Below are 26,030 nucleotides of genomic sequence, written 5' to 3' on the forward strand. Positions count from 1 at the left end.
ACGGTCTAATCGCCGCACGCCACGTTTTATTCAAGTCATTCAAGCAAGCAGGTATTTATGAGTTCGGTCGTCGTTGTCGGGTCTTTCAATGTCGATCACGTGTGGCGCTGCGACGTGTTGCCGGCGCCGGGTGCCACCATCGCCGGCCGCTACAGCACCGGGCCCGGTGGCAAGGGGTTCAACCAGGCGGTCGCGGCCGCGCGTGCCGGTGCCAGGACGCATTTCCTGTGCGCGCTGGGCGACGATGCAGGCGGTGCGCTGGCGCGCTCGCTGGCCGCACACGACGGCTTTGCGCTGATCGCCGAGCCCAGCAACGAGCCCACCGGCACCGGTGGCATCTATGTGGATGGTCACGGCCGCAACACCATCGTGATCGGTGCCGGCGCCAACTCGGTGCTGAGTGCAGCCTTTGTCGACAACCAGCGCGCGCTGGTGGCCTCGGCACGCGTGCTGCTGGCACAGCTGGAATCGCCGGCAGAAACCGTCGAATCGGCACTGGCGCTTGCACGCGAATGCGGCGTACTGACCGTGCTCAACGCCGCGCCCGCCAATGCGCCGACCTCGATCGGCCTGCTCAAGCTGTCGGACGTGCTGACCCCGAACGAGACCGAATTCGCCGCGCTGCTCGGCCGCCACGTCGGCGAGCGCATCAACGCCGACGATGTCGCGGCGCTGGATGGCAACACGCTGCACTCGCTGTGCCGCAAGTTGCTGCCGGGCGGGACCGTGGTGGTCACGCTGGGCGCGGTGGGCGCCTTCATTTCGCACGCCGACGAACAGCTGCGCGGCGACACTGCCGCGCACTACCGCGTGGGCGCCGAAAGCGCGCAGACGGTGGACACCACCGGTGCTGGCGACGCCTTCAACGGCGCGCTGGTCGCCTCGCTGGCGCAGTCGCCGGGGGCAAGCTTCATCACCCACGTGCGCTTTGCCACCCGCTACGCGGCGCGCTCCACCGAAGTGGAAGGCGCGGCAACCTCGATGCCGCGGATGCTGCCTGACGTGGCTGTGTAAACCGCACGCGTCAAGCGATCAACAAAGGCGACTGCAGCGATGCAGTCGCCTTCTGCGTTCAGGGGTTTGGTATGCACGTTGAGACTGTTTTGCGCTGGGACGGCATGTTGAGACGTGCCTGCCGACGGGCGCCGCGAGCTCTGCTGCAGGAACTTCGGTCGCCTTCGTCGGAAAGCGTCGGGTACAGGAACGAGGCGTGATGCTAGGGAATGAGGCGTGATGCAGCGTCGGGCGCCCGTACCCTCATCCGGCGCTGACGCGCCACCTTCTCCCGACGGGAGAAGGAACAGAGCCCCTCTCCCCGCGGGAGAAGGGGTTGGGGTGAGGGTACGGTCAGCCAACACGTTCGCCGCCCTCGTTCTATCTGGTCCGCGCCCCAGACAGCAATCGCGCAGGACCGAAGGCCGGAAGCGCTTTTCCGACTCCCGACTCCCGACTCCCGACTCCCCATTCCCGATTCCCCATTCCCGATTCCCGATTCCCCATCCAGCTACAATGCCCCCATGCAGGTCGGCCCCTACTCCATCGCCCCCAAGGTGATTCTCGCGCCCATGGCCGGCGTCACCGACAAGCCGTTCCGCTTGCTGTGCAAGCGGCTTGGCGCCGGGCTGGCGGTGTCGGAGATGACCATTTCCGACTCACGCTTCTGGGGCACGCGCAAATCGCTGCACCGCATGGATCATGCCGGCGAACCGGACCCGATCAGCGTGCAGATCGCCGGCACCGAGCCGCAGCAACTGGCCGAGGCGGCGCGCTACAACGTGGACCACGGTGCGCAGCTGATCGACATCAACATGGGCTGCCCGGCCAAGAAGGTCTGCAATGCCTGGGCCGGCTCGGCGCTGATGCGCGATGAAGACCTAGTGGCACGCATCCTCACTGCAGTGGTGCAGGCGGTGAACGTGCCGGTGACGCTGAAGATTCGCACCGGGTGGGATTGCGATCACCGCAATGGCCCAACCATCGCGCGCATTGCGCAGGATTGCGGCATCGCCGCGCTGGCCGTGCATGGGCGCACCCGCGACCAGCATTACACCGGCAGCGCCGAGTACGCGACCATCGCGCAGATCAAGGCCGCGTTGCACATTCCGGTGGTCGCCAATGGCGATATCGATTCGCCGCAGAAGGCCGCGCAGGTGCTGCGTGAGACCGGTGCGGATGCAGTGATGATCGGGCGCGCGGCGCAGGGACGTCCGTGGATCTTTGGCGAAGTGGCGCATTTTCTGGCCACCGGCGAGGTGTTGCCGCCGCCATCGCTGGCCTTCGTGCGCGACACCCTGCTCGGCCACCTGGAAGCCCTGCATGCGTTCTACGGCCAACCGCAGGGCGTGCGCATCGCGCGCAAGCACCTGGGTTGGTATGCCAAGGATCACCCGCAAAGCGCGGACTTCCGTGCGGTGGTCAATCGCGCCGAAACGCCGGAAGCGCAGTTGGCGCTGACGCGCAATTACTTCGACGCCTTGATCGCCGGCGTGCCGCCCGCATTGTCGGACGCTGCCTGAGTTTTCCTGCATAGCTGGAGCCGCACGCATGAGTGCACCAAGCGACACCCCGACCTATCTGCACGGATTTTCGGCCACCGAACAGGCGCGTCTGCTCAAACAGGCCCGGCTGCTGGAAACGACCCTGTTCAACGAGGTCGACTACAGCGGCGCGCGGCGCCTGCTGGAAGTGGGCAGCGGGGTCGGCGCGCAGACCGAGATCCTGCTGCGCCGGTTTCCCGACCTGCACGTCACCGGCGTGGACCTGAGCGAGGCGCAGCTGGGCGCGGCGCGGGCCAATCTCGAACGGTTGGCGTGGTGCCGCGAGCGCTACACGCTGCAGCAGGCCGATGCGGGCGACCTGCCATTCGAGGCGCGCCAGTTCGATGCGGCCTTCCTGTGCTGGGTGCTCGAACACGTACCCTCGCCGGCGCGCGTACTCAACGAAGTGCGGCGCGTACTGTTGCCCGGCGCGCCGGTCTACGTGACCGAGGTGATGAATGCCTCGTTCCTGCTGCACCCGTACTCGCCCAACCTGTGGCGCTACTGGATGGCGTTCAACGACTTCCAGCATGACCAGGGCGGCGACCCGTTCGTCGGTGCCAAGCTGGGAAACCTGCTGCTGGCCGGCGGCTTCCGCGATGTGCACACGCAGATCAAGACCCTGCATCTGGACAACCGCGAGCCCGGCCGGCGCAAGACCATGATCGGGTTCTGGGAAGAAGTGCTGCTGTCGGCGGCCGCTCAGCTACTGCAGGCCGGCGCCGTCGACGCAGACACCGTGGAGGGCATGCGCGGCGAACTGGCGCAGGTGCAAAGCGACCCGAATGCGGTGTTCTTCTACTCGTTCGTGCAGGCCCGCGCCACGGTCTATTGAGCGTTCGGAGCGGGTACGGCGGCCGTGTCCAGGTCGCCGGTCAACGTCGTGCCGCTTGGCGCCTGCCAGATGCGGCGCCACATCTGCGCCAGCACCGCACCGATCTGGTCGCGGGCCACCGGTGCGCGATACGCCGCCTGCACCTGCCGCGGCACGATCGGCTGCCACTGTCCGTCCTCGCGATGGGCCACGACGAAATTGAAGTTGTAGTCCGGCTCCAGGCCCATGCGCAGGTCGCTGAGCATCAGGTCGTCATCGACCAGGCGTGCGCGCATGAAGCCGCGATTGAACCAGGTCAGCCTGCGTACCGAATCGAACCGGGCCACTTCGCCCAGTGCCTGGGTATTGCTGGAGAACCCGCGGAACTGCATCGGGCCGCTGTCGGCCACCAGCGAACGTTCGCCGATCACATAACCGCCGGGCGTCATCGCCACCACGCGCCACAGCAAGGTGTTGAACGGCATGGGCACCGAGAAGCGTGGCGCGTCGGCAAGCCCCATCGCCGCCAGCGCGCGATCGGCCTGCTGGTCGACCAGGTGCTTGGCCAGCAGCGACCAGCCCAGGTACGCGCTGCTCGCCACCAGCCCGATCAGCAGCGCGCGCTGCGCAAGCGGGCGCGCACGCGCGAACCAGGCCACCGCACAGGCCAGCAACAGCCACAGCGTGTACGCCGGGTCGATGATGAAGACGCTCGACCACATGGCCGGATGCGGCTGCAGCGGCCACCACAGCTGGGTGCCGTAGACGGTAAAGGCATCCAGCAGCGGATGGGTGATCAGCGCCAGCTGGATCGCCCAGAACCAGCGCGTGGGTGCACTGGCCACGCGCCCGTTGCCGTAGCGCCGGAACAGCCACCAGATCAGCCAGCCCACCAACGGCAGCACGAACAACGAATGGCTGGCGCTGCGGTGCACGGTCATCAGGGTGACCGGGTCGTCGGTCAGCGGCAGCAACGCCAGCGAGTCGAGGTCGGGCAAGGTGCCCAGTGCTGCGCCGGCCAACAAGGCAGCGCGCCGCTGTCCGGGCGGCGCGATGGCAGCGGCGATGGCGCCGCCAAGAACGATCTGGGTCAATGAATCCATCGGCCGATGCTAGCAGGCCCGACATGCACGCATGGGAATATCCACTGCCACGTTTCGTCGGCGCGGAGCTGTGGATGCGCCGGCTCCTGCGCCGGACGCGCCGCGCCCACCGACATCGGCTTAACCCCACGGCATCGCGTTCAGGCGCACAATGCAACCGACACACGGGGCGTGTATCATCCGCACCCATCTTTTCATCCGAATTAAGGGATATAAGCCTGATGTCCAGCTACCTGTTCACCTCCGAATCGGTCTCCGAAGGCCATCCGGACAAGATCGCCGACCAGATCTCCGACGCCGTGCTGGATGCCATCCTGGCCCAGGACAAGCGTGCCCGCGTGGCGTGCGAGACGCTGGTCAAGACGGGCGTTGCGATCGTCGCCGGCGAAGTGACCACCAGCGCCTGGATCGATCTGGAAGCGCTGACCCGCAAGGTGATCCTGGACATCGGCTACAACAGCTCCGACGTCGGCTTCGACGGCGAGACCTGTGGCGTGCTCAACTTGATCGGCAAGCAGTCGCCGGACATCAACCAGGGCGTGGACCGCAAGAAGCCCGAAGAACAGGGTGCCGGCGACCAGGGCCTGATGTTCGGCTATGCCACCAACGAAACCGACAGCTTCATGCCGGCGGCCATCCACCTGTCGCACCGCCTGGTCGAGCAGCAGGCCAAGATCCGCAAGAAGAAGAACTCGGCGCTGGCCTGGCTGCGTCCGGATGCCAAGTCGCAGGTCACCCTGCGCTATGAAGACGGCGCGGCGACCGCGATCGATGCGGTGGTGCTGTCGACCCAGCACGACCCGGGCATCAAGCAGAAAGACCTGATCGAAGCCGTGCGCGAGGAAATCCTCAAGCCGGTGCTGCCGGCCAAGTGGCTGCACAAGGGCACCAAGTTCCACATCAACCCGACCGGCAAGTTCGTGATCGGCGGCCCGGTGGGCGACTGCGGCCTGACCGGTCGCAAGATCATCGTCGACACCTACGGCGGCTGGGCCCGTCACGGCGGCGGTGCGTTCTCGGGCAAGGATCCGTCCAAGGTCGACCGTTCGGCTGCCTATGCGGCGCGCTACGTGGCCAAGAACGTGGTGGCCGCGGGTCTGGCCGACCGTTGCGAAGTGCAGGTTTCCTACGCCATCGGCGTGGCCGAGCCGACCTCGATTTCGGTCACCACCTTCGGCACCGGCAAGATCGCCGACGAGCAGATCGAGAAGCTGATCCGCAAGCATTTCGACCTGCGTCCGTTCGGCATCATCCAGATGCTCGACCTGATCCACCCGATGTACCAGCAGACCGCCTCTTACGGCCACTTCGGTCGCAAGCCGAAGGACTTCACCTACACCGACGGTGCCGGCGTGCAGCATTCCGCCACCTCGTTCTCGTGGGAAAAGACCGACCGCGCCGACGCCCTGCGTGCCGACGCCAAGCTGAAATAATCACGCCGCTCCTGCGGGAGCGAGCGCGATGCGTGACGACCGGGCCGCTGATGCGGCCCGGTTGCGTTTTGGAGGTCTTTCGGTGGGTTGCCCAACTTCAATACATGGCAAGTTGCGAAGGCGTCGGCTTATGGCAGACCCGCACGCGGACGGGCGTGACGAGATGGAGCCCCTCTCCCCGCGGGGCGAGAAGGCACGGCTTACGCGCCACCGGCGCGTGTGCCTTGGAGCGCCCGCGCCGCAAGCGCGGGCCGGGGCGCAGAGAGGGGTTGGGATGAGGGTACGCGCGAAGCCACTCCCTGCCGAATAGCACCTGGCTGCGCACACCCTCATCCGCTCCTACGGAGCACCTTCTCCCGCCTTGCGGGAGAAGGGACAACGACGCCAACCACTGCTCAAGCCCCTCTCCTGCGGGAGAGGGGTTGAGGTGAGGGTACGGGCGAAGCCACTCACCTGCCCAATAGCACCTGGCTGCGCACATACCCTCATCCGCTCCTACGGAGCACCTTCTCCCGCCTTGCGGGAGAAGGGACAACGACGCCAGCAGTCTGCTCAAGCCCCTCTCGCTGCGGAAGAGGGGTTGGGGTGAGGGTACGGGGGCGAAGCCACTCACCTGCCCAATAGCACCTGGCTGCGCACATACCCTCATCCGCTCCTGCGGAGCACCTTCTCCCGCCTTGCGGGAGAAGGGACAACGACGCCAGCAGTCTGCTCAAGCCCCCCCCCTCTCCTGCGGGAGAGGGGTTGGGGTGAGGGTACGGTCGAAGTCACATGCCATGCAAACCATCGCAGGACTGTTGTCGCGAACCTGGTGCTACCGATCGAGCTGCAACTGCTGCTCCAGCGCCGTAGCAAAATCCCCCAATGGGCAGGCCATGCGTTGCTCCGGAGCGCACAAGCCCAGCGACAGTTCCTGCTGCAGCGGCGGGTGGGCCAGATCCAGCGGTGCGAGCGTGCGCAGTTGATCCAGCGATTGCGCCAGGTAACGTGCGCGCACCACCTGGGTGCCGTCTGGCGCACGCCACAGGCCGAGCAGCAACGCGCCACCCGGTGGCGGGTCGTCGGCGCCGTAGCCGGGCAAGTGGAAGTGCACGCCCAGCAGGCTGCTCAGCGCGGCGATGTGCGTGTCGCTGCCGACGAACAGCGAGACCTTCGGCGCCTGCGCATTTCCGAACCGTTGCAGCGCCGCGCGCGCCAACGGGGCGCCCGAACGCTGCGCCATGTAGTGCGGGCGTGCATAGAGATCGAACAGCAGTGCATGCAATCGCGACACCTGTGCCAGACGCTCAGGCGTGGCGCGGCCCCAGCCGACCTGCGCCAACGGCAGGCCATCCGCATACTGCAGCAACAGCACTTCGCCGGTGCCGGAGGTCAGGTCGATCGGCCCGTCCAGGGCCAGGCCCCGCCCATTGGCCGAGGGCGCCAGCGTGGAGGGCATGCGCGCAAAATCGCAGGGCGTGCGGCGGCAGCCCAGAATCTGCTGCATCGCCTGCAGTTCGGCCGCATGGCCTACCAGCAAGGCGGCCGGCCCGCCAGTCTGCCGCTGGATCGATGCCACGGCAGCGGCCGCGTCGAATGCCACCGCGCCGGCTTCGATCGGCCGGAACAGCGGGTCGTCGCTGCCTGCCTCGCGGTGGCCGGCGACCAGGCCGCAGCCGGGTGCCAGTGCGTCGGCCAGCAGCGCGCCGCTGTCGATGGTGCGTTGATCGGTGTTGGCCCAGACCGACACGCTGCCCGGCGACGGGCAGCCGGCGTGCGGCAGCAGCCCCTGCGCCGCCAGCCACTGACGCAGATACTCCCCGCTCAAGCGCACTGCCGTGCGACCCCGCGGGGTCAGCAGGCTGGCCGGGGTGGACCACTGCGGCCAGGGCTGGTCGGCATAGCGTGCCGCCGCTGCTTCGCCCTGTAGCGGCGCACGCACGCCGTGCCGGAAGATCACCACCACGCGCTCGAGGTGGGCCGTGGCTGTAGCGGGTGATGGTCCCGCTGCGGCGGCGCTGCCTTGCGTGCGCGCATCCGACAACGGCAGCGGTGCATGCGGTTCCGATGCTGCGCAGCCGCTCAACAACGTGGCGGCCAACGACGTCCACAGCGCGCTTGCGGCGAACATCGATGGCATACCGATACGCGGCATGCGCGCGGCATGCGTTGCGCTGCTTGCCGGCGGCGCAGGGTGCCCCGTGGAGTGCGGCGGGCGCCACGCGATCCCCATCGCATCGCGCCCGCTGCATCGATCCGCTGCGGACCGCGGCAATTCCCGCTTGCCGGCGAACGCCCCCTGCGGCCCGGCACCCTGCCCTACATCACCGACTTCGCGCGCGGCGATCCTGCTGCGCCGGCGCCTGCCGACGACGGCAGCCCATATCGTCTGCATGTCCTCTGAGCAGCTTCGTAAGCGGTGCAGCAGCCAACAACGAGCGTACATTCCGTCATCCAGAGCACAGCCGGGCTGCAACACCGTCGGACATCCCGACAGTGCGACGGCACAAGCGGAAAAGCGATGCAGCAGCCCTGCACCACGCCTGCAGGCAGGCGCGGCGCATGATGGGGATGGGTTGTTTCACCCCGGTGACGGCCGGGCAAGACCCGAAATCTGCATGCCTCAGGCGCGCACCTCGGCACAGTTGCGCGAGCACGCAGCTGGAATGGCAGCCGGGCTGCGCAGACGAAGGCCGCGCTGCGGTCGCGAACATCTCCACTCGGATCGCAGTGCGGGCACTCGCGCTACGGCCCCCGCAGCCTGTTTCGCCATCCACTACTCGCCATCCAAAGAGCGTGACCATGCACCCGCCATCCATGCCGTGGGCAGCTGGCCGCACTCACGTCCGCAGAAAGATCTCCACGCGCCGATTGAGCTGCCGTCCGCCGGGATTGTCCTGCCCATTGAGGGTGTTGGGTGCAACCGGCTGCGATTCGCCATAGCCCTTCGCACCGGCCGTCTGGGCGGTACCGCGCGTACGCAGCGCGGCCAGCACGGCGTTGGCGCGGCGCTCGGACAGGGCCTGGTTGTAGGCGTCCTCCCCCTTGCTGTCGGTATGTCCGCGCACCTGCATGTCCTGTGCTGTCACCTTGCCGAGCGCAGCGGCCAGGGTATCGAGCACCCGTGCCGCATCGGGACGGATGTCGGACTTGTCGAAGTCGAACAGGATGCGGTCGTTCAAGGTAATCAGATAACCGCAGGGCGCACCGGGCGGGGCGAACTTCTGCAGCGGCGGGAAGCGGCCGGCCGGCGGCACCTTGGGCAGCGGCGGCATGCGCACCTCGCGGGGAGGCGTGCCCACCGTGCCGGTGCCGTCGCCGTGGTTCTGCACCAGACCCTCGGGCCCGTTCCAGGTACCCGACCCATCGGCGTTGATGGTCACCAGCCCGCGTGGACCGTTCCAGGTGCCGCTGCCATCGCCGCGATTGTCGATCAGGCCGCTCCTGCTGCTGTTCCAGGTGCCGGCGCCCTTGCCGTCCAGGCTGATCAAGCCAGCCGGGCCGTTGTAGGTGCCGCCGCCATTGGACTGCACATCGATGAGCGCATCGTCGCCGTTCTGGCCGGTGCCGTTGATGGTGCCGCTGCCATCGGCGTTGATGCTGATCAAGCCACCGTCGAAGTTGGCGGTGCCACTGCCGTCGGCCTTGAGATCGAACAAACCACCATCGCCGTCACGCAGCAGGTTGCCATGGGCATCGACGCTGGTGATGCCGGCATCGGTGATCAGCGTGCCGCCATCGCCACAACGCGCGGGCGCCACGCTGACGCCTTCGATCGGGTCGAGCACGTCCTGCAACGAGGCTTCCAGTGCGCGCTGCGCCGGGGTCACGCCGACGATGTCGGGGACCACGATCATCGGGATGGCCGGAAATTCGGGCACTGCCGCATCGGTCGCGGGTGTCGCATCGGTGGCAAGCGTTGCGGTCTGCGTTGCCTGCGGCCTTGTGCCTGCAACGTCTGCCCCAGTCTTCTGACCTTCGCCACGGCTGCAAGCCGCCAATAGCAAGGGAACCCAAATCACTGCCGACAACGTCTTGCGCATCGCGTCTTCCTTGGTTCGAGCGAGTTCGAGGGAACCGCCTGATAGCACGAGCCCGGTCAACACCGCGCTAAGAGCGGCTGACAGACCTGCCGCGCATCCGTTCGCCAGTCAGACGTGCGTGCGTGTGTGTGCGTGTGTATCTGCGTGCGTGCAGTGATTTTCGGGCCACGTCTTGGCGATGCCGTCAGACGTCCAGGCCAGATGCCGAGTGGGTCGAGGGCGCGGCGCCCTCACCGCTCGCGGGACACGCCGCAAGTACGTCCATGTAGCTCGGTGGCGGCACCATGCCGCCACACGGTCCCGCAAGCGGCGAGGACACCACGCCAGACAGATGGCTGGTGGTTTTGTTGAAGAATCAAGACAGCGTGTCGCGGCTTGCCGTTGCTCGTTGAGAACATTGCGAACCAGCCAACTTGACTGGTCCTTGCCCGCCCACCGTCGCGGGACCCTTGGCGGCATGGATGCCGCCACGGAGCTACATGGACGTACTTGCAGCGTGTCCCGCGATGGTGGGCAGGCAAGGGCCCTGCAGCAACGGCGCAGATGATCCGTTTTCCGCCTGATCTACCAGGATTGAGCAATCAGGTAGCGACGACTGCATCGTGCGTCTCGTAATCGCTTGGCTATCTTCAAGTCTGTCGAGGGCGCGGTGCCCTCACCGCTTGCGGGACACGCCGTGAATCTGTCGTAGAGGCTCGATGGCGGCATCCATGCCGCCACACGGTCCCGCAATCGGCGATGACACCGCACCAGACAGTTGGCTGGTGGTTTTGTTGAAAAACGGAAATGCTGCATCGCGCAGGTTGTCGGTTGCTGGTTGAAAACTCTGCGCACCGACCCATCGTGACTGGTCCTTGGCCGCCAACCGTCTCGGGAGCCATGGCGGCATGGATGCCGCCATGAAGCTTACGGGGACGTACTTGCGCCGTGCCCTGCGGCCGCCGTACTTCCTGCCGCTTCGGCCTGCAACTGCGCATGCAGAATGCGGCGGATCTCCAGAATCGCCTGCGGCGTTTCCTGCACGCTGTGCCAGGAGGTCACCACCAGTTCGGAGGCGGCGCCATCCAGATGCGCGCTGCGATACGGCACCAACCCGTCGTCGGAATCGGCCAGCGGCACCTGCGGTTTTTCGCGGCCGACGATGGTGTGGTACTGCACCTGCGGTGAAATCGGCAGATCCATCGTGGCGCGCACGAACGGGTCGGTATCGCGCAGGTTGTCGATGCTGGTCGGCGGCAGCAGGCGGCCCTTGCGCCGGGACTGGCCACCGCTGCCCTCACGTTCGCTGTTGGCAAGGTCCTGCAGTACATCGCCAAACCGGTCCAGCAACGCAATCGGCAGCCGCACCAGGCGCCCGACGAAGCGCCCCAACCCGTCTTCGGCCACTGGCGTGCCGCGATGTGGCGCGGCGATAAAAATCGCGCGGTCGATCTGCGGCATCGGCGAAAAATGCAGCAACGGCGACAGCTTCGCGCGCACGCGGGCGCCGCGCTCGCCGTCCAGCCGGTAATCCCGCAGCAGCGCGTCCCACAGCTGTTCGCCGGACGAGGACACCAGCAGCCGTCCGATCACTCCGCCCATGCTGTGGCCGATCAGGACCATGTCGTGCGAGGCGACGGCGCTGCCCGCCGGGTCGAAATGGCGCAGGCTGCGTTCCACCAACGCCTGGATTTCCGCGCGATTGACCGCGATGGGCGCATTGGTCGGGTAGTACACCTGCCAGATCTGGTAACGCTGACGCAGCGTTTCATCGCCCATCACTTCGTTGGCCACGTTGACCCAGGCCTCCGGGCTGCTGGCCAGCCCGTGCAGCATCAGCAGCACGCGACGATCGGGGTCGTACGGCTGCATCAGATACAGATGCGGGCGCTCGATGCCGCGCGCACTGCCCAGCATCGAGCGCAGCGACTGCGCCGCAAACCCCGATTTGGCAAGCCACAGCCCGTAGGCGGCGGTGAAGTTGGCCGCCAACGGCACGCGCTGCCCATGCAACACCACCTCGTTCTGGCGGTACGGGTCGTACGGCACCAGGGTCACCAGATCGGTCTTCAGCACCGCTGCGAGCGTGTCGCCATCGAAGCGCAGCAACAGCGTCGCCGGTGCGTATGGCATCTCGCTGAAGGTCGGCAGCGGGCGCTCGGGCGCGGCACTCGGGGCGATGGCTTGCTGGACCGCCAGCCCGGCCGGATCGCCGACCAGTTGCGGGTCCACTTCGGCCACCAGCTCGGCACCGAAGCCGTCGCGCCGATAGGTGCTGCGCAATCCGTTGAAGCGCAATGCCGAGGCGGCAAAGATGGCGCGCGGGGTATTGCCACCACCGGGCAGCCGGTAGGCCGACATGTCGACCACCACCTGCCAGCGGCCGACTGCGGTGGGCGCCGGGGTGGTGTCGCCGGCCTGCTTGGAGCGCGCAAACAGGCGCTCGACCACCTGCTGCACGGCATAGTTGTAGTAGTCGCGCACCTGCGTCTGGCGGTTTTCAAACGCACGCGCACTGGGCGCGCGCGCAGTGAAAAACAGGTAGGCATACGCATGCCGCGCCGCCTCCAGCCAGGCATCGGTGGCCACGTCGCTCATCTGCGCCGGATTGCGTCCGCCCAGGTCGATTGCACGCGCGGTCCAGAGCTCGGCCTGGGTGGCCAGGCGACGCTCTTCGCCGATGCCTGCCACCGTGGTCAGGTGCTGCAGGCAGGGCAGCGGCTGCGTGCGGCAGGCCTTGGGCTGCAGTCCGGCCACCTGCAGGGTTTCGCTACCGGCCTGGCTGAGCGCGCCGGTGCTGAGCACATCGCCGCGGGTCTGCGCGACGTAATCGCCGCTGTTGCGCGACTGCACCGTGACCATGGCGCAGCCGCTCAACCACCCACTCATCACCACCGCCACCAGCACGGTCGTGGCCCGCCACCATGGCCTGCGCGGCATCACTGCTTCGCACTCGCCGAGGTGCCGGGCGCCGGCGCCTGCGGCATGCCGGCACGGATGCGCTCGGAGAAATCGCTCGCCTTGTCGGCGGCGATCGCACGCGCGGTGAAATGCCCGCGCTGCTTCAAGGTAGCGAAGTCGTAACCGGGCATCAGGCCGTGATGGTCGTAGGCGTATTCGTCGACATAGCCGGACAGCAGCAGGCGGTGATCCAGCGGTAGCGTGGGCTGCAATTGCCGCACCAGCGCGAACACAATGGTGGTGCAGTTGCTGGTGAGCGTGTTGTAGAAGGCCGGCGCGCGATCCAGCTGGTTGGCCAGTTCCACATACCCCATGAACATGCGACGCAACCCGGCCTTGGGAATGGCCAGGCGATACAGGTACATGTCCTCGCCGCGCACATTGGTGCGCACGCGCAGGATGTCGCGCTCGTCGGCGGCCACCAGGGTTTCTTCGAAACTGCGGAAAAGCCCGCCCAGCGCCGAGAACGACTCGCCGCGCTCCTTGCGGATTTCCAGCGAGAACACCACACGCGAGCCATCGTCGAAGCCGAACGACACCAGCGTGTGCGCGATCGCCGGGCCCATCCAGTACGACAACGCCAGATCGGCGCTGACCAGATGGTCCAGATCGTACTGGCGGGTTTCCCAGCGCGGCACGTAGCGGGTTTCGCTGTGCCAGTCGAAATTGCGCACGTTGCGCAGGGTGACGATGTTGCCCTGCACCTGCGGCTGCAGACGCTGCGCGACATCGTCGGCCCAGTCGCGGTCCTGGCTGGGCTGCATGAACCCCCACGACACCGCCAGCACCACGAATGCGGCAGCGAAGATGCCCACCAGCGCCCAGTTCTCGCGGCCACGCCGCAGGCCCCACAGCGCGGCCAGCGCCATCGCGCACCACGAGGCCACCCAGCCGATGCGTACCAGTGCATTGCCACTGAGCGCGAAATAGATCGCCAGGCCGCCCCAGCACGCGGCCAACACCAGCGCGGTGCGCAACGCCCAGCGGCCGATGCGTGCGCGGGTGGCCGGTGTCATCGCGTGCCGCCCTCCGGCACCTGCATGCCCAGCGCGTGCATCAGCAAGTCGGCCGAACGGTGGGCCAGCCGCTTGCGTTCTGCTTCATCGTTGCCGCGCAGGCAGCTGCCCAGCATGTCGATCACCAAGAGCAGCTGCTCGTCGTCGACATCGGCCCGGCACAGGCCTGCGTCGCGGGCGCGGTGCACGAAGGGCAGGAAGATCGCCACCACGCGCCGGTCGGCCGCTTCCACCGCCGGGTGCGCGCGCTCGATCGAGCGCCAGAAGTCCACCAGCGGTGCGGACTGGGCGATGTGTTCGGCCACGTCGTGCAGCAGCACGGCCAGCCCGTCCGGGCGGTCGGCCAGGTCGGCGGCCAGCCGCTCCAGGCCATCGAGCCCGCGCGCCATCAGCGCGGTCATCAGCGCCACGCGGTCCGGGAAATTGCGGTACAGGGTGGCGCGGCCAAGGCCGGCGCGCTCCACCACTAGTTCCAGCGGGGCATTGACGCCGTGTTCGCTGAACACTTCGTCGGCGGCATCGAGAATCTGCCGGCGGCGCAGCGCGGCATCAGGGCGGGAAGTCATCATGCCGGCATTATCGGACAGATTTGTCCGGTAATGCCAGAGTCCGCTTGCTCAATCGACACCCTCCCGACCGACGGTTCGGAGCGGGTCGTCGGAGTGAGCGGTCGGAGTGGGCCGTCAGCTTGGGTCTTCGGAGTAGACCATCGGAGCCGATGGCCCACTCGGCCAACCGGATCAGCCGGTGTTCTGCACGCCTTGCGAGACGCCGTTGACGCAGGCCACCAGCGCGCGCAGCAGCGCGTCGTCTTCGCCATCGGTGGCCCGCCAGCGCTGCAGCAGGTCCACCTGCAGCACGCTGATCGGGTCGATGTAGGGGTTGCGCAGGCGGATCGACAGCGCCAGCCGCGGGTCGTGCTGCAACAGCGATTGCTGTTGCAGCAGCGCCTTGACCCAGCCCTTGGTCAGGGCCAGCTCGTCGCGAATCTGCGGGAAAAAGCGCTCGTGCAGATCACCGGACAGCCGCGAGAACAACTCGGCGATATTCAGATCGCCCTTGGACAACACCATGGCGATGTCGTCCAGGAAGGTGCGGAAGAACGGCCAGTCCTGCGCCATCTCGCGCAAGGTGTCTTCATGCCCGGCATCCACTGCCGCCTGCAGGCCGCTGCCCACGCCGTACCACCCCGGAATCACCGCACGCGCCTGGCTCCACGCAAACACCCACGGAATCGCGCGCAGGTTGGACAACGCCGCATCCTGGCCCAGCCGCCGCGACGGACGCGAGCCCAGCGTCATGCGCTCGATCACATCGATCGGTGTGGCCAGGCGGAAGTACTGCATGAAGTCCGGCGCGCCGACGAAGGCGCGATAGGCCACGGTGCTGCGTTCGGCCACCAGGTCCATCACCGGGCGCCAGCGCTCCTCGCGCGGCTCGGGCGCACGCGGGCGCAGGCTGGACAGCAACACCGCGCCGGTCATCTGTTCCAGCGAGCGCAGCGCCAATGCACGGATGCCGTACTTGCGGTGGATGACCTCGCCCTGCTCGGTGACGCGCAGGCGGCCATCCACGCTGCCGCGCGGGGCGGCATCCAGCGCGCGGCTGGTCTTGCCGCCGCCGCGGGCGATCGACCCACCGCGTCCGTGGAAAAACGTCAGCCGCACGCCCAGCTCGGCGGCCGCTTCCAGCAGCTCGACCTGCGCGCGCTGCAGGCCCCAGCGCGAGGCAGCAATGCCGCCGTCCTTGCCACTGTCCGAATACCCCAGCATCACCATCTGCGTGTCGCCGCGTGCGGCCAGGTGCTGGCGATACACCGGGTCGGCCAGCAGGTCCTGCACGGTCCCGGTGCCGCCACGCAGGTCGTCCACGGTTTCGAACAGCGGCACGATGTCCAGCGGCACCGCGCCCGCGTCGTCGACCAGGCCGCCGCGGCGCGCCAATGCGAGCACGGTGAGCACGTCGGCGCGGTTATGCGCCATCGAAATGATGTAGCTGCCCAGCGCATCGGCGCCGTGGCGCGTGCGCGCATCGGCGAGCGCGGCAAACACCGCGTCCAGGCGCGCATTGCCTTCGTCGGCCACGCGCGGCAATGCCTGTTCGCCGGACGCGTACGGGCCGAGCAAGCCAGCGCGCTGCCTGGCGTCCTGTTCGTCCCACTCTGCCTGGCCCAGGGCGTCGGCCACCGCGCGCGCATGCACGCTCGATTCCTGGCGCACGTCCAGCCGCGCCAGATGAAAACCGAAACTGCGTACGCGCCACAGCAACCGGCGAACCGCAAACCAACCGGCGTGCAGGCCCTTGTTGGCCTGCAGGCTGTCCAGGATCAGTTGCAGATCGTGTTCGAGTTCCGACGGCGCGGTATAGGCGCCCTCGGCATCGTCCAGCGTGGCCTGCAGGCGCGCGCGCATCAGGTCGTTGAGCAGGCGGTACGGCATGTCGCCGTGGCGCGGGCGCGAACGTGCGGCGTCTTCGGGGAGCAGCGCACGGTAGCGTTCCAGTTGCGCAGCGAGTTCCGGGCTGACCTGCACCAGCGTGGTCGACTGACTGAGCAGGCTGGCCAGTTGCCAGAGTTCCTTCTGGTAGCGGTCCAGCACCGCGCGGCGCTGCGCATCCAGGGTGCCGGCGATGGTGGTGGCATCCACGTTCGGGTTGCCATCCATGTCGCCGCCCACCCAGGTGCCGAAGCGCAGCAGGCGCGGCAGCGTTGGCACGCTGCCGTAGGTTTCTTCGATGGCGTGTTCGAGCGTTTCGTACATCACCGGCACCACCCGGTAGAGCACCTGGGTGAGATAGAAGCCCACATGCTCGCGCTCGTCGTCCACGGTGGGGCGCACCGGCGAGGAATCGGCGGTCTGCCACGAGGCGGTCAAGGCCATGCGGAAGCGTGCCGCGTCGCTGGCACGTTCGTTAGGCGTGCGCATGCCGTCCAGGTTGTCGACCAGGCTGGCGACCATCAGCTGTTCTTTTTCCAGCAGCGCGCGCCGCACCGCCTCGGTGGGGTGCGCGGTAAACACCGGCTCCACATCGATGCGTGGCAACCACTGGCTCAGCTCTTCCAGGGTCACGCCCTGGGCCTTGAGCCGGCGCATGGCATCGTGCAGGCCATCGGGCTGCGGGGTGTCGGTGCCGCTGCGCTGGTATTCGCGGCGGCGGCGGATGCGATGCACGCGCTCGGCGATGTTGACCACCTGGAAATAGGTGCTGAAGGCGCGCACCAGCGCTTCGGCTTCACGCGGTTCGCGGCCGGTGAGTTGTTCGCTCAAGGTGGATGGCGGGGCATCGCTTTCGCGGCGCGAGATCGCCGTGGTGCGCACGCGTTCGACTTCATCGAGGAATTCCGCAGACACCTGCTCGGCGAGCAGATCACCCACCAGTGCGCCGAGCCGACGCACGTCGTCGCGCAAGGGAAGATCGGGGGTAGCGAACACAAGACTGCTGCGGTACTCGTTCATCGGAAACGCACACCCTCTTCAAGCGCAAAGTCGTCGAAGACTAACCCAAAAGGATTAGATGATCGCGACCGGCACGACGGTTTCAACACCAACCATCGTGTGCTGGCGCACGTGGCGATGAATCGCGTAGGAGCGCGCTAGCGCGCGATGAGGCGTTACCGGTAACGCCCCATCGTGGGCAGGCCCGCTCCTACAGGTGATCGCGGCACCCATCTATGCGGCTCAGCAGCCGTTGCCGGCAGCGCATCAGCCACATCCTCATCCGCTGTAGGAGCGCACCCGGGCGCGACGAAGCTTCATCGGTAACGCCGCATCGCGCGCTAGCGCGCTCCTACCGGGCCAGCGCACCACCGGTCAACGCGTGCGCGTAGCGCCAGTCTCCTTCACCGGCTCGCCGACATTGGTCTTCAACCACTGCTCGCTCTCGGCCAGCATCTGCATGATCGATTGCCGTGCGCGGTAGGCATGCGATTCGTTGGGCAGCATCACCAGCCGCGCGGTGCCGCCCAGGCCCTTGATCGCGGCGAACATGCGCTCGCTCTGGATCGGGAAGGTGCCGGTGTTGTTGTCGTCCTGGCCGTGGATCAGCAGCAGCGGGTCCTTGATCTTGTCGGCGTAGTTGAACGGCGACATCGCCTGGTACACCGGTTGCGCCTGCCAGTAGTTGCGCTCTTCGGCCTGGAACCCGAACGGGGTGAGCGTGCGGTTGTAGGCGCCGCTGCGCGCGATGCCGGCCTTGAACAGGCGCGTGTGCGCAAGCAGGTTGGCGGTCATGAACGCGCCATAGGAATGCCCGCCGATGGCAATGTGCTGCCGGTCGGTGACCCCGCGCCGTACCACTTCGTCCACGGCCGCCTGCGCATCGGCGATGAGCTGCGGCACATAGGTGTCGTTGGGTTCGGCATCGCCTTCGCCCACGATCGGCATGGTCGGGTTGTTGAGCACCACATAGTCGATCGCCAAAAATGCCTGCGGCCCCCAGTAGCTGATGGCGTTGAAGCGGTAGGGCGAGTCGGTGACCTGGCTGGCGGTGTCGGCGCTTTTGAATTCGCCCGGGTAGGCCCACATCAGCAGCGGCCGCGGGCCGTCGCGCTTGGGGTCATAGCCGGGCGGCAGCAACAGCGTGGCGGTGAGGTCCACGCCATCGGCGCGCTTGTAGCGGATCTGCTCCTTCTGCACACCACGCAGCTGCGGCAGCGGGTGCGCGAAGTGGGTCAATGCACGCGGTGCGGCTGCGCCATCGCCAAGCGTCTGCACGACATAGTTGGCCGGCTCCTCCGGCGATTCGCGGCTGAGCAGCAATTGGGTGGCCTGTGCGTCCAGCAATGCCAGTGGTGCGGAATAGGTCGGCGCCTGCGAGTGGAACAGGCGCGTGGCCTGCTTGCTGCGCAGATCGAACCGGTCCACGAACGGACGGTCGCCTTCCGGCGAGGCGCCCTTGCCGAGCAGGAACAGGCTGTTGCCGTCTGCACTGGTCTGTAGCAAGGTGCGGCCCTTGCCATCGGCCGCTGTCGCCGGCGTGCCCGGGTCCTTGTAGCGGTCCTGCGAGGAGCGGTCCCATAGCAGGTCGGGCGCGCGTTGCGGTTGATCCGGTGCAATGCGCCACTGCTTGGTGCGGCGGGTCTTCCACCAGCTCTCGCTCACGATCGCCAGGTCGCCGCGGCCCCATTGAATGCCGTCGAACCGGCTACCCAGCTGTGCCAGCGTCACCGGTGCGCGGTTGAACGGTGCGGCCTGCATCCGCACCGCATCGCGGATGGTGCTCGCGCGCGCCGGGTCGCCGCCGTCCTGCGCTTCGGCCCACACCAACGTGGCCGGTGCGTCGTGCCGCCAGGCGATGTCGCGCACGCCGGTGGGCACGGCGTCGTTGCCGGTCGGCAGGCCTTCGACCAACGGCAGCTGCGCGATCTGGCGCACCAGCTTGCCCTGCAGGTCCAGCACCTCGATGCGGCGCGGGAAATTGTCCGCAGGCACCAGATACGAAAACGGCCGCTCAGCGCGTTCGCTCAGGATGTAACGGCCATCCGGCGACACCGACAGGTTGAGATAGATGCCGGGCGCGGCGATCGGGCGGACCTGCCCGCTCAGCGTGACGATGATCGGCTGGCCGGTGGCGTAGTACTCGAACACGCGCGCATCGGCCTCGTTGCGCAACAGGTCCTGATAGGTCGGCAGCGAGCGCACCCCGGCAGCGGCGCTGGTTTGCTGGATCGCCGGGCCGGCCGGTGTCGCATCGCGGGTCGGCGGCGCGCCCTGCCCGGCCACCTGTTGTTGCAGCAGCAGCCCGCTGCCATCGGGCAGCCAGCGCAGTTCGTCATCGACGGTGGTATTCAGGCCGGTGACCAGACGCCGCGCCTGCCCGGCGGCCACGTCCACCAGCCACAGTTCGTTGGCGCCACTGCTCGCGTCCTCGCGGCGGAACGCCAGATAGCGCTGATCCGGCGACCAGCTCGACGTGGCCAGCGACAGCGGCGACGGCAGTCCGGCGATCTGCCGCTCACCACCATCGGCCACCGACAACAGCCACAACTTGCTGGCAAAGGAGAACCGGCTGGCGGCAAAGGTCTTCGGGTGGATGCGCAGGCCGGCCAGCTTCAACTCCGGCTGGGCCACCTCGGCGATGTCCGGCAGTGCCGGCAACTGCAGCATCGCGGCCAGGTCGCGTTTGGGCGAGAGCTGCAGCAACGGTGCGCGCGGTGCGTCCACCACCGCCTGCAGCGCCTTGGACGGCAGCTGGTAGGCGCTGCCTGCCGCAGTGCCCGGCTGCGTCGCTGTCGCGCCGGCCGCCGGGCCGGCCGCCATCGCCATCAACGGCGCGCTCAATGCCAGCGCCCCTGCCAGCGCCCATGTGTACTGCCGCCAACCTTGCGCATGCGGTTTCTCCTGCATTGCCCGTCCCCGGTGATGATCGATCTGCGACCATAGCAGCCGCCTGTCGGCCGCTCCCCTGCCGTTGGTTGGGGGTCATGCCACTTCAAACCGGCCAATTCATGCCGAAGGGGGGTGCTGCCGATATAATCGGGGCTCTCGTCGAGGGGCGCTGCGACCGGTAGGGCGGACTGATCCGCTCACTGCACCACAAGGTGCAGGCAATACGGCCAGGCTCGACCAGCAGTTACCGTTCAACGGCGCCCGGAATTGCAGACATTCGTTTGCCTACCGGAGCCATCGCATGAACGCTGTCACAAAGATTACCCCGCACGCCGATTACAAGATTGCCGACATCTCCCTGGCCGATTGGGGCCGCAAGGAGCTGGACATCGCCGAGCACGAAATGCCGGGCCTGATGTCGATCCGCCGCAAGCATGCGCAGACCAAGCCGCTGAAGGATGTGCGCATCACCGGCTCGCTGCACATGACCATCCAGACCGCGGTGCTGATCGAAACGCTCAAGGACATCGGCGCCAACGTGCGTTGGGCCTCGTGCAACATCTTCTCCACCCAGGACCATGCCGCCGCGGCGATCGCCGCCACCGGCACCCCCGTGTTCGCCTGGAAGGGCGAGACGCTGGAAGAGTATTGGGACTGCACCCTGGATGCGCTGACCTTCACCCTGCCCGACGGCACCCTCACCGGCCCGGAGCTGGTCGTGGACGATGGCGGCGACGTCACCCTGCTGATCCACAAGGGCTATGAGCTCGAAAACGGCAGCACCTGGGTCGACGAGCCGGCGTCTTCGCACGAAGAGAGCGTGATCAAGGCGCTGCTCAGGCGTGTGGCCGTCGAGCGCCCGGGCTACTGGGCCCGCGTGGTCAAGGACTGGAAGGGCGTCTCCGAAGAGACCACCACCGGCGTGCATCGCCTGTACCAGATCGCCGAAGCCGGCAAGCTGCTGATCCCGGCCATCAACGTCAACGACTCGGTCACCAAGAGCAAGTTCGACAACTTGTACGGCTGCCGCGAGTCGCTGGCCGATGGCCTCAAGCGCGCGATGGACGTGATGCTGGCCGGCAAGGTCGCCGTGGTCTGCGGCTATGGTGACGTGGGCAAGGGCAGCGCCGCCTCGCTGCGCGCCTATGGCGCCCGCGTGGTGGTCACCGAAATCGACCCGATCTGCGCGCTGCAGGCGTCGATGGAAGGCTTCGAGGTCAACACCATCGAATCCACCCTGGGCCGTGGCGACATCTATGTCACCACCACTGGCAACAAGGACATCATCACCGTCGAGCACCTGCAGGCCATGAAGGACCAGGCCATCGTGTGCAACATCGGCCACTTCGACAACGAGATCCAGGTCGATGCGCTGAATGCACTCAAGGGCGTGGAGAAGATCAACATCAAGCCGCAGGTGGACAAGTATGTGTTCCCCAACGGCAACGCGATCTTCCTGCTCGCCGACGGCCGCCTGGTCAACCTGGGCTGCGCCACCGGCCACCCGAGCTTCGTGATGTCCAACTCGTTCGCCAACCAGACCCTGGCCCAGATCGACCTGTGGGAAAAGCGCGACAGCTACGAGAAGAAGGTCTACATCCTGCCCAAGCACCTGGATGAAGAAGTGGCCCGCCTGCACCTCGAAAAGATCGGCGTGAAGCTGACCACCCTGACCAAGGACCAGGCCGACTACCTCGGCGTGCCGGTGGAAGGCCCGTTCAAGCCGGATCATTACCGCTACTGAGTCTTTGGCAAACCATCGCCATGCATGAACGGGCGCCGCGAGGCGCCCGTTTTTTTACGTGCCCAGCGCCTGAGCGCACCTCGAAACATGCTACCGGCCGATCATGCACCGAGGGAGGCCGAGCAATGCAGCGCCTGGCACGAGGTCGAGCATGCAGAAGAGGGAGCCGAGGAGATCGTCAGCGCGTTCGACGTGCTGGCAGTTATCCGTTGATCGGCCGCCGAGTGCATGGAGACAAGCGCGAACCGGTGATGGGCTGCGGTTCGCACGGGCATGTTGCGTCATATCGCTACGTGGATGTGACCGACACGGTGTGTCGTGATCGGTCACCGCGCGCAACGCGAGACGGGCTACGCACGCGATGCTTGAAACGCAGCGGCGCGATCATGATCATGCTCACGGCCGCCAGTTTGCATTGGACTCCCAGAACGCCACGCTGCGCCGGTAGGCCGCGCGGTCCAGCGGCACGCCGGAGCCGCCCTCATCCACGCCCAATGCATTGCGCAACATGGTAATCGGCGCCATCGGGATGTCTTCGGGCTCGGCGGTGTACAGACAGCCGACCACACCCCAGTCCGCATCGATCGGCGCGCCTTCCTTGGCCAGCTGTTCGCGGCTGTACAGGATCGGCACCATGTACTGCGCAACCGGCGACTCCACGCCTTCGAACCAACGCACCAGAACGGCAAGTTCCTGCGTGTTGCGCGCTTCGTAGCCCGAGCGCAGCAGGTGCCGGTTGTCTGCGGTGATCGGCACTGTCAGGCAGCGCGTGCTGGTCCAGTTGCGGTGTACTTGCAGCTGGCAGAACGGCGCGTAGCCTTCGATCACGCGCAACGGTGGGGCGTCATTGAGATGCTGGATGAACTGCTCGGGCGTGCAGTCCTGGATGGCATTGCGACGGCCATCGCGCGGAAACAGACGGGGACGGGCAAACGCGGTCAGAACGATGGACATGGCAGTGCGGGCAGCGGCAAGGCCGTCAAGGGTAACCCCTGCATGCGGTTCTCACGCGCAGGCCGGCGCTGGCAACCAGCCGCGATGCACCGCGTGCGTCGCTGCCGTTGAAGCTGGCGCACGGTTGCGCGCGTCGAGCGACGGGCCGCGTCAACGCCCGCTGCGGCGCTACCAGATCAGATCGTCCGGCACCTTGAACTGGCTGTAATAGTCATCGTCGCTGTCCGGTGCCGGCGAGCTGCCATTGCGGCCGTGATCCAGCACCACGGTTGCCGCATCGCGGCTGTAGACCTTCTCGGCGGCCGCACGCGGAATCAGCTCGAAGCCTTCGCCATGTCGCACGATCACCAGGGCGCCACTGGCAAGCTGGGTGCGCAAGGCGGGATTGACCAGCACGCTGCGGATGACGCTGCCATCGTTGAAGCGATAGTCGATCTCGCCCTCGCGCTTGACCTTGCTGGTCTCCACGATCTGGCGCACCTGGGCCAGCACTTCCTGTTTGCGCAGCTGCGCATTGCGCTCTTCGGCCAGTGCGCGATCGCGCTCGGCACGCTCGGCCTGAAGCCGTGCGGCATCCACCTTGTCGGTCTGCGCCGGCACCACTGCGCCACCCTTGGCATGGCGCTGCTTGACCTGCTCACGCGCGACCTTGTCCACCTGGGCTTTTTTGACCAGCCCGGCCTTGAGCAGCTGTTCTTGCAGTGGATTGCGCATGGGAGACGTCGGCAGTGAATTGGCCGCCAGTTTAGCGCGGCAGGCGGCGGGCTCCCGTCGCAGCCCATGCCGCCCCCTCCCGGCGAGCACGCCAGCCGGCCGCTGCGCCCGATGAAAGATCGGCCGCACCACGGCATTGCCGCTACCGGAGACAAGCCGTGCCCCAACGTCATGCCGCATCGCCTGCTCACGGCACCACTCACCGATGCGCGGCCCTGGGCAATAGGCCATCAACTGCGCAGGGAGGGTCGCTGACTGCACGTGCAGTCCTGCGGCAAGGATGCCCGCTCGTGGCCCGCGTACGACCTGCATCCCCGATGATGATGGCGCCGGGCCTGGCGACACCTGCGCTGGCCGAGCCGGTCACCCAGCCGGTGATCTGCCACAGCAGATGCATTCGTCGCTGAAGCGGGCGCCGCGCCCCCGCGTACCAGGGTGACCGCGGAGGGCTGGCAATTCTGCGACCCCGCACCCCGTTGCCGTCGAACCCTGCACGCAATTCGGCGGTTCACCGCATTGAATACGTATGCACAACACCGATGTTGCGGCGCGATGCGCGCTTAGCATCACCGCGCGCTGCACGCCGTGCGCGCGCTTTCCGGAACAGGGGCCGGAGGCCTTGAATGTGGGCATCGCCAGTTGCGCGGATGCTCGCTCCTACCGACTGGAGATCCATCCGATGCACACCCTCATTGCTCCTTCTCCGCCTTCGCTCACGCAGCGATGCACCCGCCTGTTGCTGACGGCACTGGTTCTGCTGCTGACCAGTGCCAATGTGCAGGCCGATGTGATCCTGCACGCCTTCAACTGGCCGTATGCCACCGTCGAAGCACGCGCCAAGCAGATCGCCGATGCAGGCTATCGCAAGGTGCTGGTGGCCCCTGCCTACCGTTCGCAAGGCAGTGCCTGGTGGGCGCGCTACCAGCCGCAGGATCTGCGCGTGATCGACGGGCCGCTCGGCGACACCGCGGCGTTTTCGCGCATGGTGCAGGCATTGGCCAACAACGGTGTGCAAACCTATGCCGACGTGGTGCTCAACCACATGGCCAACGAAGCGGCCACGCGTCCGGATCTGAACTACCCCGGCAGCGCGGTGTTGTCGCAGTACGCCGCCAATCCCGGCCGCTACGATTCGCTGCGCCTGTTCGGCACCTTGCAGTCCAATTTCCTGGGCGCCAGCGACTTCGGCCCGGCGCAATGCATCAGCAATTACAACGATGCCTACCAGGTGCGCAATTACCGCATCTGCGGCGGCGGCAGCGATCCGGGCCTGCCGGACCTGGTCGGCAACGATTGGGTGGTGCAGCAGCAGCGTGCCTATCTGCAGGCACTCAAGGGCCTGGGGGTGAGTGGCTTCCGCGTGGATGCAGCCAAGCACATGACCTTCGATCATCTCAACCGCGTGTTCGATGCAGGCATTCGCTCGGGCGTGTACGTGTTTGGCGAGGTCATCACCGGCGGCGGCAGCGGCAACGGCGATTACGACCAGTTCCTGGCGCCGTATCTGCAATCCACACCGCATGCGGCCTACGACTTCCCGTTGTTCAATGCGGTGCGCAATGCGTTCGCCATTGGCGCCAGCATGCAGCAGCTGGTGGACCCCGCCGCGTCGGGGCAGGCGTTGCCGGGCAACCGTGCGGTCACCTTCGCCATCACCCACGATATCCCTAACAACACCGGCTTCCGCTACGCCATTCTCGACCCGGTGGACGAAACCCTGGCCTATGCCTATCTGATCGGACGCAATGGCGGCATGCCGATGGTGTACACCGACAACAACGAAAGTGGCGACAACCGCTGGGTCAACGCGTATCAGCGCGATGACCTGCGTCGCATGATCGGCTTCCACAACGGCGTACAGGGCACCGACATGCAGGTGCTGTCGTCCAGCGCCTGCCACATCCTGTTCCGCCGCGGCAGCCTCGGAATCGTGGGCATCAACAAGTGCGGCAACCCGGTCACCACCACGGTCGGCATGAACAACAGCGTGCTGTACTGGAACGCCGACTACGTGGATGCCCTGGGCTCGGGCAGCGTGGTGCGTATCTCCAGCGGCTCCTACACGTTCACGCTGCCGGCGCGGGGCGCGCGGATGTGGCGCCGCTGAACCAAGCCGCAGACCGCGCACAGCGCGCGCTCCCACAACGTGCCCAGGTTATGTAAAGCAGACCTGGAAATCGTTGCGTGCATCAGGCCGTTGCAAGCAAGCACCGCCTCCGCCGCCTTGCGCGCGCGGAGGCGTTTTGCATTCTGCAGCCTGCGCTTGCTTCGCTCGGTCATGCGATGAGCGGTCTGGTCAGAGATGCGCCAGGTCACGATCGATACGAACTTCGCTGCAACATGAATTGATCGAAAAGACCAGGTCTTCGAACGCAACAAAACCTGCTGCCGGGTGGACCTACCTCGCAGCCCGATGCTTGCCGATTC

Annotated in this window: 17 protein-coding genes, 1 pseudogene and 1 riboswitch; of the genes and pseudogenes, 7 read left to right on the forward strand and 11 right to left on the reverse strand. The window is 66.8% G+C overall.

The window, feature by feature from the left end; all coding sequences use genetic code 11:
• The first annotated feature begins 57 nt into the window (after positions 1 to 57).
• The 3 genes from XnspCFBP7698_RS12270 (at position 58) to XnspCFBP7698_RS12285 (ending at position 3,372) form a co-directional block, all read left to right on the forward strand.
• Entirely contained in the window at positions 58 to 1,014 is a 957-nt protein-coding gene (locus tag XnspCFBP7698_RS12270) for a ribokinase (protein WP_039565492.1), read from the forward strand.
• A 503-nt stretch (positions 1,015 to 1,517) separates the two neighbouring features.
• Complete coding sequence (dusB, locus tag XnspCFBP7698_RS12280; protein WP_104580936.1) at positions 1,518 to 2,516, forward strand: tRNA dihydrouridine synthase DusB; 999 nt, start codon at positions 1,518 to 1,520, stop codon at positions 2,514 to 2,516.
• A gap of 28 nt (positions 2,517 to 2,544) precedes the next feature.
• A complete protein-coding gene (locus XnspCFBP7698_RS12285; protein WP_104580937.1) occupies positions 2,545 to 3,372 on the forward strand; it encodes a class I SAM-dependent methyltransferase in 828 nt (275 codons plus the stop codon).
• Here the strand turns inward: XnspCFBP7698_RS12285 and XnspCFBP7698_RS12290 are convergent.
• Positions 3,366 to 4,454 carry a metal-dependent hydrolase gene (locus XnspCFBP7698_RS12290; protein ID WP_104580938.1) on the reverse strand — a complete coding sequence of 363 codons (1,089 nt, stop codon included), beginning with the start codon at positions 4,452 to 4,454 and terminating at the stop codon, positions 3,366 to 3,368. The two genes, XnspCFBP7698_RS12285 and XnspCFBP7698_RS12290, sit on opposite strands and share 7 nt — an antisense overlap.
• A gap of 221 nt (positions 4,455 to 4,675) precedes the next feature.
• Between XnspCFBP7698_RS12290 and metK the strand changes: the two genes are divergently transcribed.
• Positions 4,676 to 5,887, forward strand: a complete 1,212-nt coding sequence (metK, locus tag XnspCFBP7698_RS12295) for a methionine adenosyltransferase (protein ID WP_047694400.1) — start codon at positions 4,676 to 4,678, stop codon at positions 5,885 to 5,887.
• An 814-nt stretch (positions 5,888 to 6,701) separates the two neighbouring features.
• On the opposite strand, the pseudogene XnspCFBP7698_RS12305 reads toward metK, so the two are convergent.
• The 7 genes and pseudogenes from XnspCFBP7698_RS12305 to XnspCFBP7698_RS12350 all read right to left on the reverse strand — a co-directional run.
• Positions 6,702 to 7,841: pseudogene (locus tag XnspCFBP7698_RS12305) on the reverse strand (histidine-type phosphatase); the annotation flags it as partial.
• An 865-nt stretch (positions 7,842 to 8,706) separates the two neighbouring features.
• A complete protein-coding gene (locus XnspCFBP7698_RS12315; protein WP_199680144.1) occupies positions 8,707 to 9,972 on the reverse strand; it encodes an OmpA family protein in 1,266 nt (421 codons plus the stop codon).
• Positions 9,973 to 10,815: 843 nt separating this feature from the next.
• The gene (locus XnspCFBP7698_RS12330) at positions 10,816 to 12,828 is read right to left on the reverse strand and encodes a hypothetical protein (protein WP_104580942.1); all 2,013 of its coding nucleotides are present in this window, start codon (positions 12,826 to 12,828) and stop codon (positions 10,816 to 10,818) included.
• On the reverse strand, positions 12,828 to 13,865 hold the full coding sequence (locus XnspCFBP7698_RS12335) for a DUF4105 domain-containing protein (RefSeq protein ID WP_104580943.1): 1,038 nt from the start codon (positions 13,863 to 13,865) through the stop codon (positions 12,828 to 12,830). Before XnspCFBP7698_RS12335 ends, XnspCFBP7698_RS12330 begins: the two co-directional genes overlap by 1 nt.
• Positions 13,862 to 14,434, reverse strand: coding sequence for a TetR/AcrR family transcriptional regulator (locus XnspCFBP7698_RS12340; RefSeq protein ID WP_047694391.1), 573 nt, complete (start codon positions 14,432 to 14,434; stop codon positions 13,862 to 13,864). The genes XnspCFBP7698_RS12335 and XnspCFBP7698_RS12340 overlap by 4 nt, the downstream gene beginning before the upstream one ends.
• Before the next feature lie 171 nt (positions 14,435 to 14,605).
• Positions 14,606 to 17,320, reverse strand: coding sequence for a phosphoenolpyruvate carboxylase (gene ppc, locus XnspCFBP7698_RS12345; RefSeq protein ID WP_104580944.1), 2,715 nt, complete (start codon positions 17,318 to 17,320; stop codon positions 14,606 to 14,608).
• A 354-nt stretch (positions 17,321 to 17,674) separates the two neighbouring features.
• Positions 17,675 to 20,209 carry a prolyl oligopeptidase family serine peptidase gene (locus XnspCFBP7698_RS12350; protein WP_104580945.1) on the reverse strand — a complete coding sequence of 845 codons (2,535 nt, stop codon included), beginning with the start codon at positions 20,207 to 20,209 and terminating at the stop codon, positions 17,675 to 17,677.
• Positions 20,210 to 20,346: 137 nt separating this feature from the next.
• A riboswitch (S-adenosyl-L-homocysteine riboswitch) is annotated at positions 20,347 to 20,461 on the forward strand.
• A 31-nt stretch (positions 20,462 to 20,492) separates the two neighbouring features.
• On the opposite strand from XnspCFBP7698_RS12350, the gene ahcY reads away from it, so the two are divergent.
• Complete coding sequence (gene ahcY / locus XnspCFBP7698_RS12355; protein ID WP_123137431.1) at positions 20,493 to 21,935, forward strand: adenosylhomocysteinase; 1,443 nt, start codon at positions 20,493 to 20,495, stop codon at positions 21,933 to 21,935.
• A gap of 24 nt (positions 21,936 to 21,959) precedes the next feature.
• Positions 21,960 to 22,148, forward strand: coding sequence for a hypothetical protein (locus XnspCFBP7698_RS21755; protein ID WP_233548961.1), 189 nt, complete (start codon positions 21,960 to 21,962; stop codon positions 22,146 to 22,148).
• A gap of 183 nt (positions 22,149 to 22,331) precedes the next feature.
• On the opposite strand, the gene XnspCFBP7698_RS12365 is transcribed toward XnspCFBP7698_RS21755, so the two are convergent.
• Complete coding sequence (locus XnspCFBP7698_RS12365) at positions 22,332 to 22,889, reverse strand: DUF3228 family protein (RefSeq protein ID WP_104580947.1); 558 nt, start codon at positions 22,887 to 22,889, stop codon at positions 22,332 to 22,334.
• Between the two features lie 168 nt (positions 22,890 to 23,057).
• Positions 23,058 to 23,603, reverse strand: a complete 546-nt coding sequence (locus XnspCFBP7698_RS12370; protein WP_039404136.1) for a DUF2058 domain-containing protein — start codon at positions 23,601 to 23,603, stop codon at positions 23,058 to 23,060.
• A gap of 736 nt (positions 23,604 to 24,339) precedes the next feature.
• Between XnspCFBP7698_RS12370 and XnspCFBP7698_RS12375 the strand changes: the two genes are divergently transcribed.
• Positions 24,340 to 25,710 (forward strand): alpha-amylase family protein, encoded by a 1,371-nt coding sequence (locus tag XnspCFBP7698_RS12375; RefSeq protein ID WP_199680166.1) that lies wholly within the window; start codon positions 24,340 to 24,342, stop codon positions 25,708 to 25,710.
• Here the strand turns inward: XnspCFBP7698_RS12375 and XnspCFBP7698_RS21365 are convergent.
• Entirely contained in the window at positions 25,662 to 25,979 is a 318-nt protein-coding gene (locus tag XnspCFBP7698_RS21365) for a hypothetical protein (protein ID WP_146093249.1), read from the reverse strand. The genes XnspCFBP7698_RS12375 and XnspCFBP7698_RS21365 overlap by 49 nt on opposite strands.
• Between the last annotated feature and the right edge of the window lie 51 nt (positions 25,980 to 26,030).

This window comes from Xanthomonas sp. CFBP 7698 (genome assembly GCF_003600855.1).
Lineage (GTDB): Bacteria > Pseudomonadota > Gammaproteobacteria > Xanthomonadales > Xanthomonadaceae > Xanthomonas > Xanthomonas cannabis.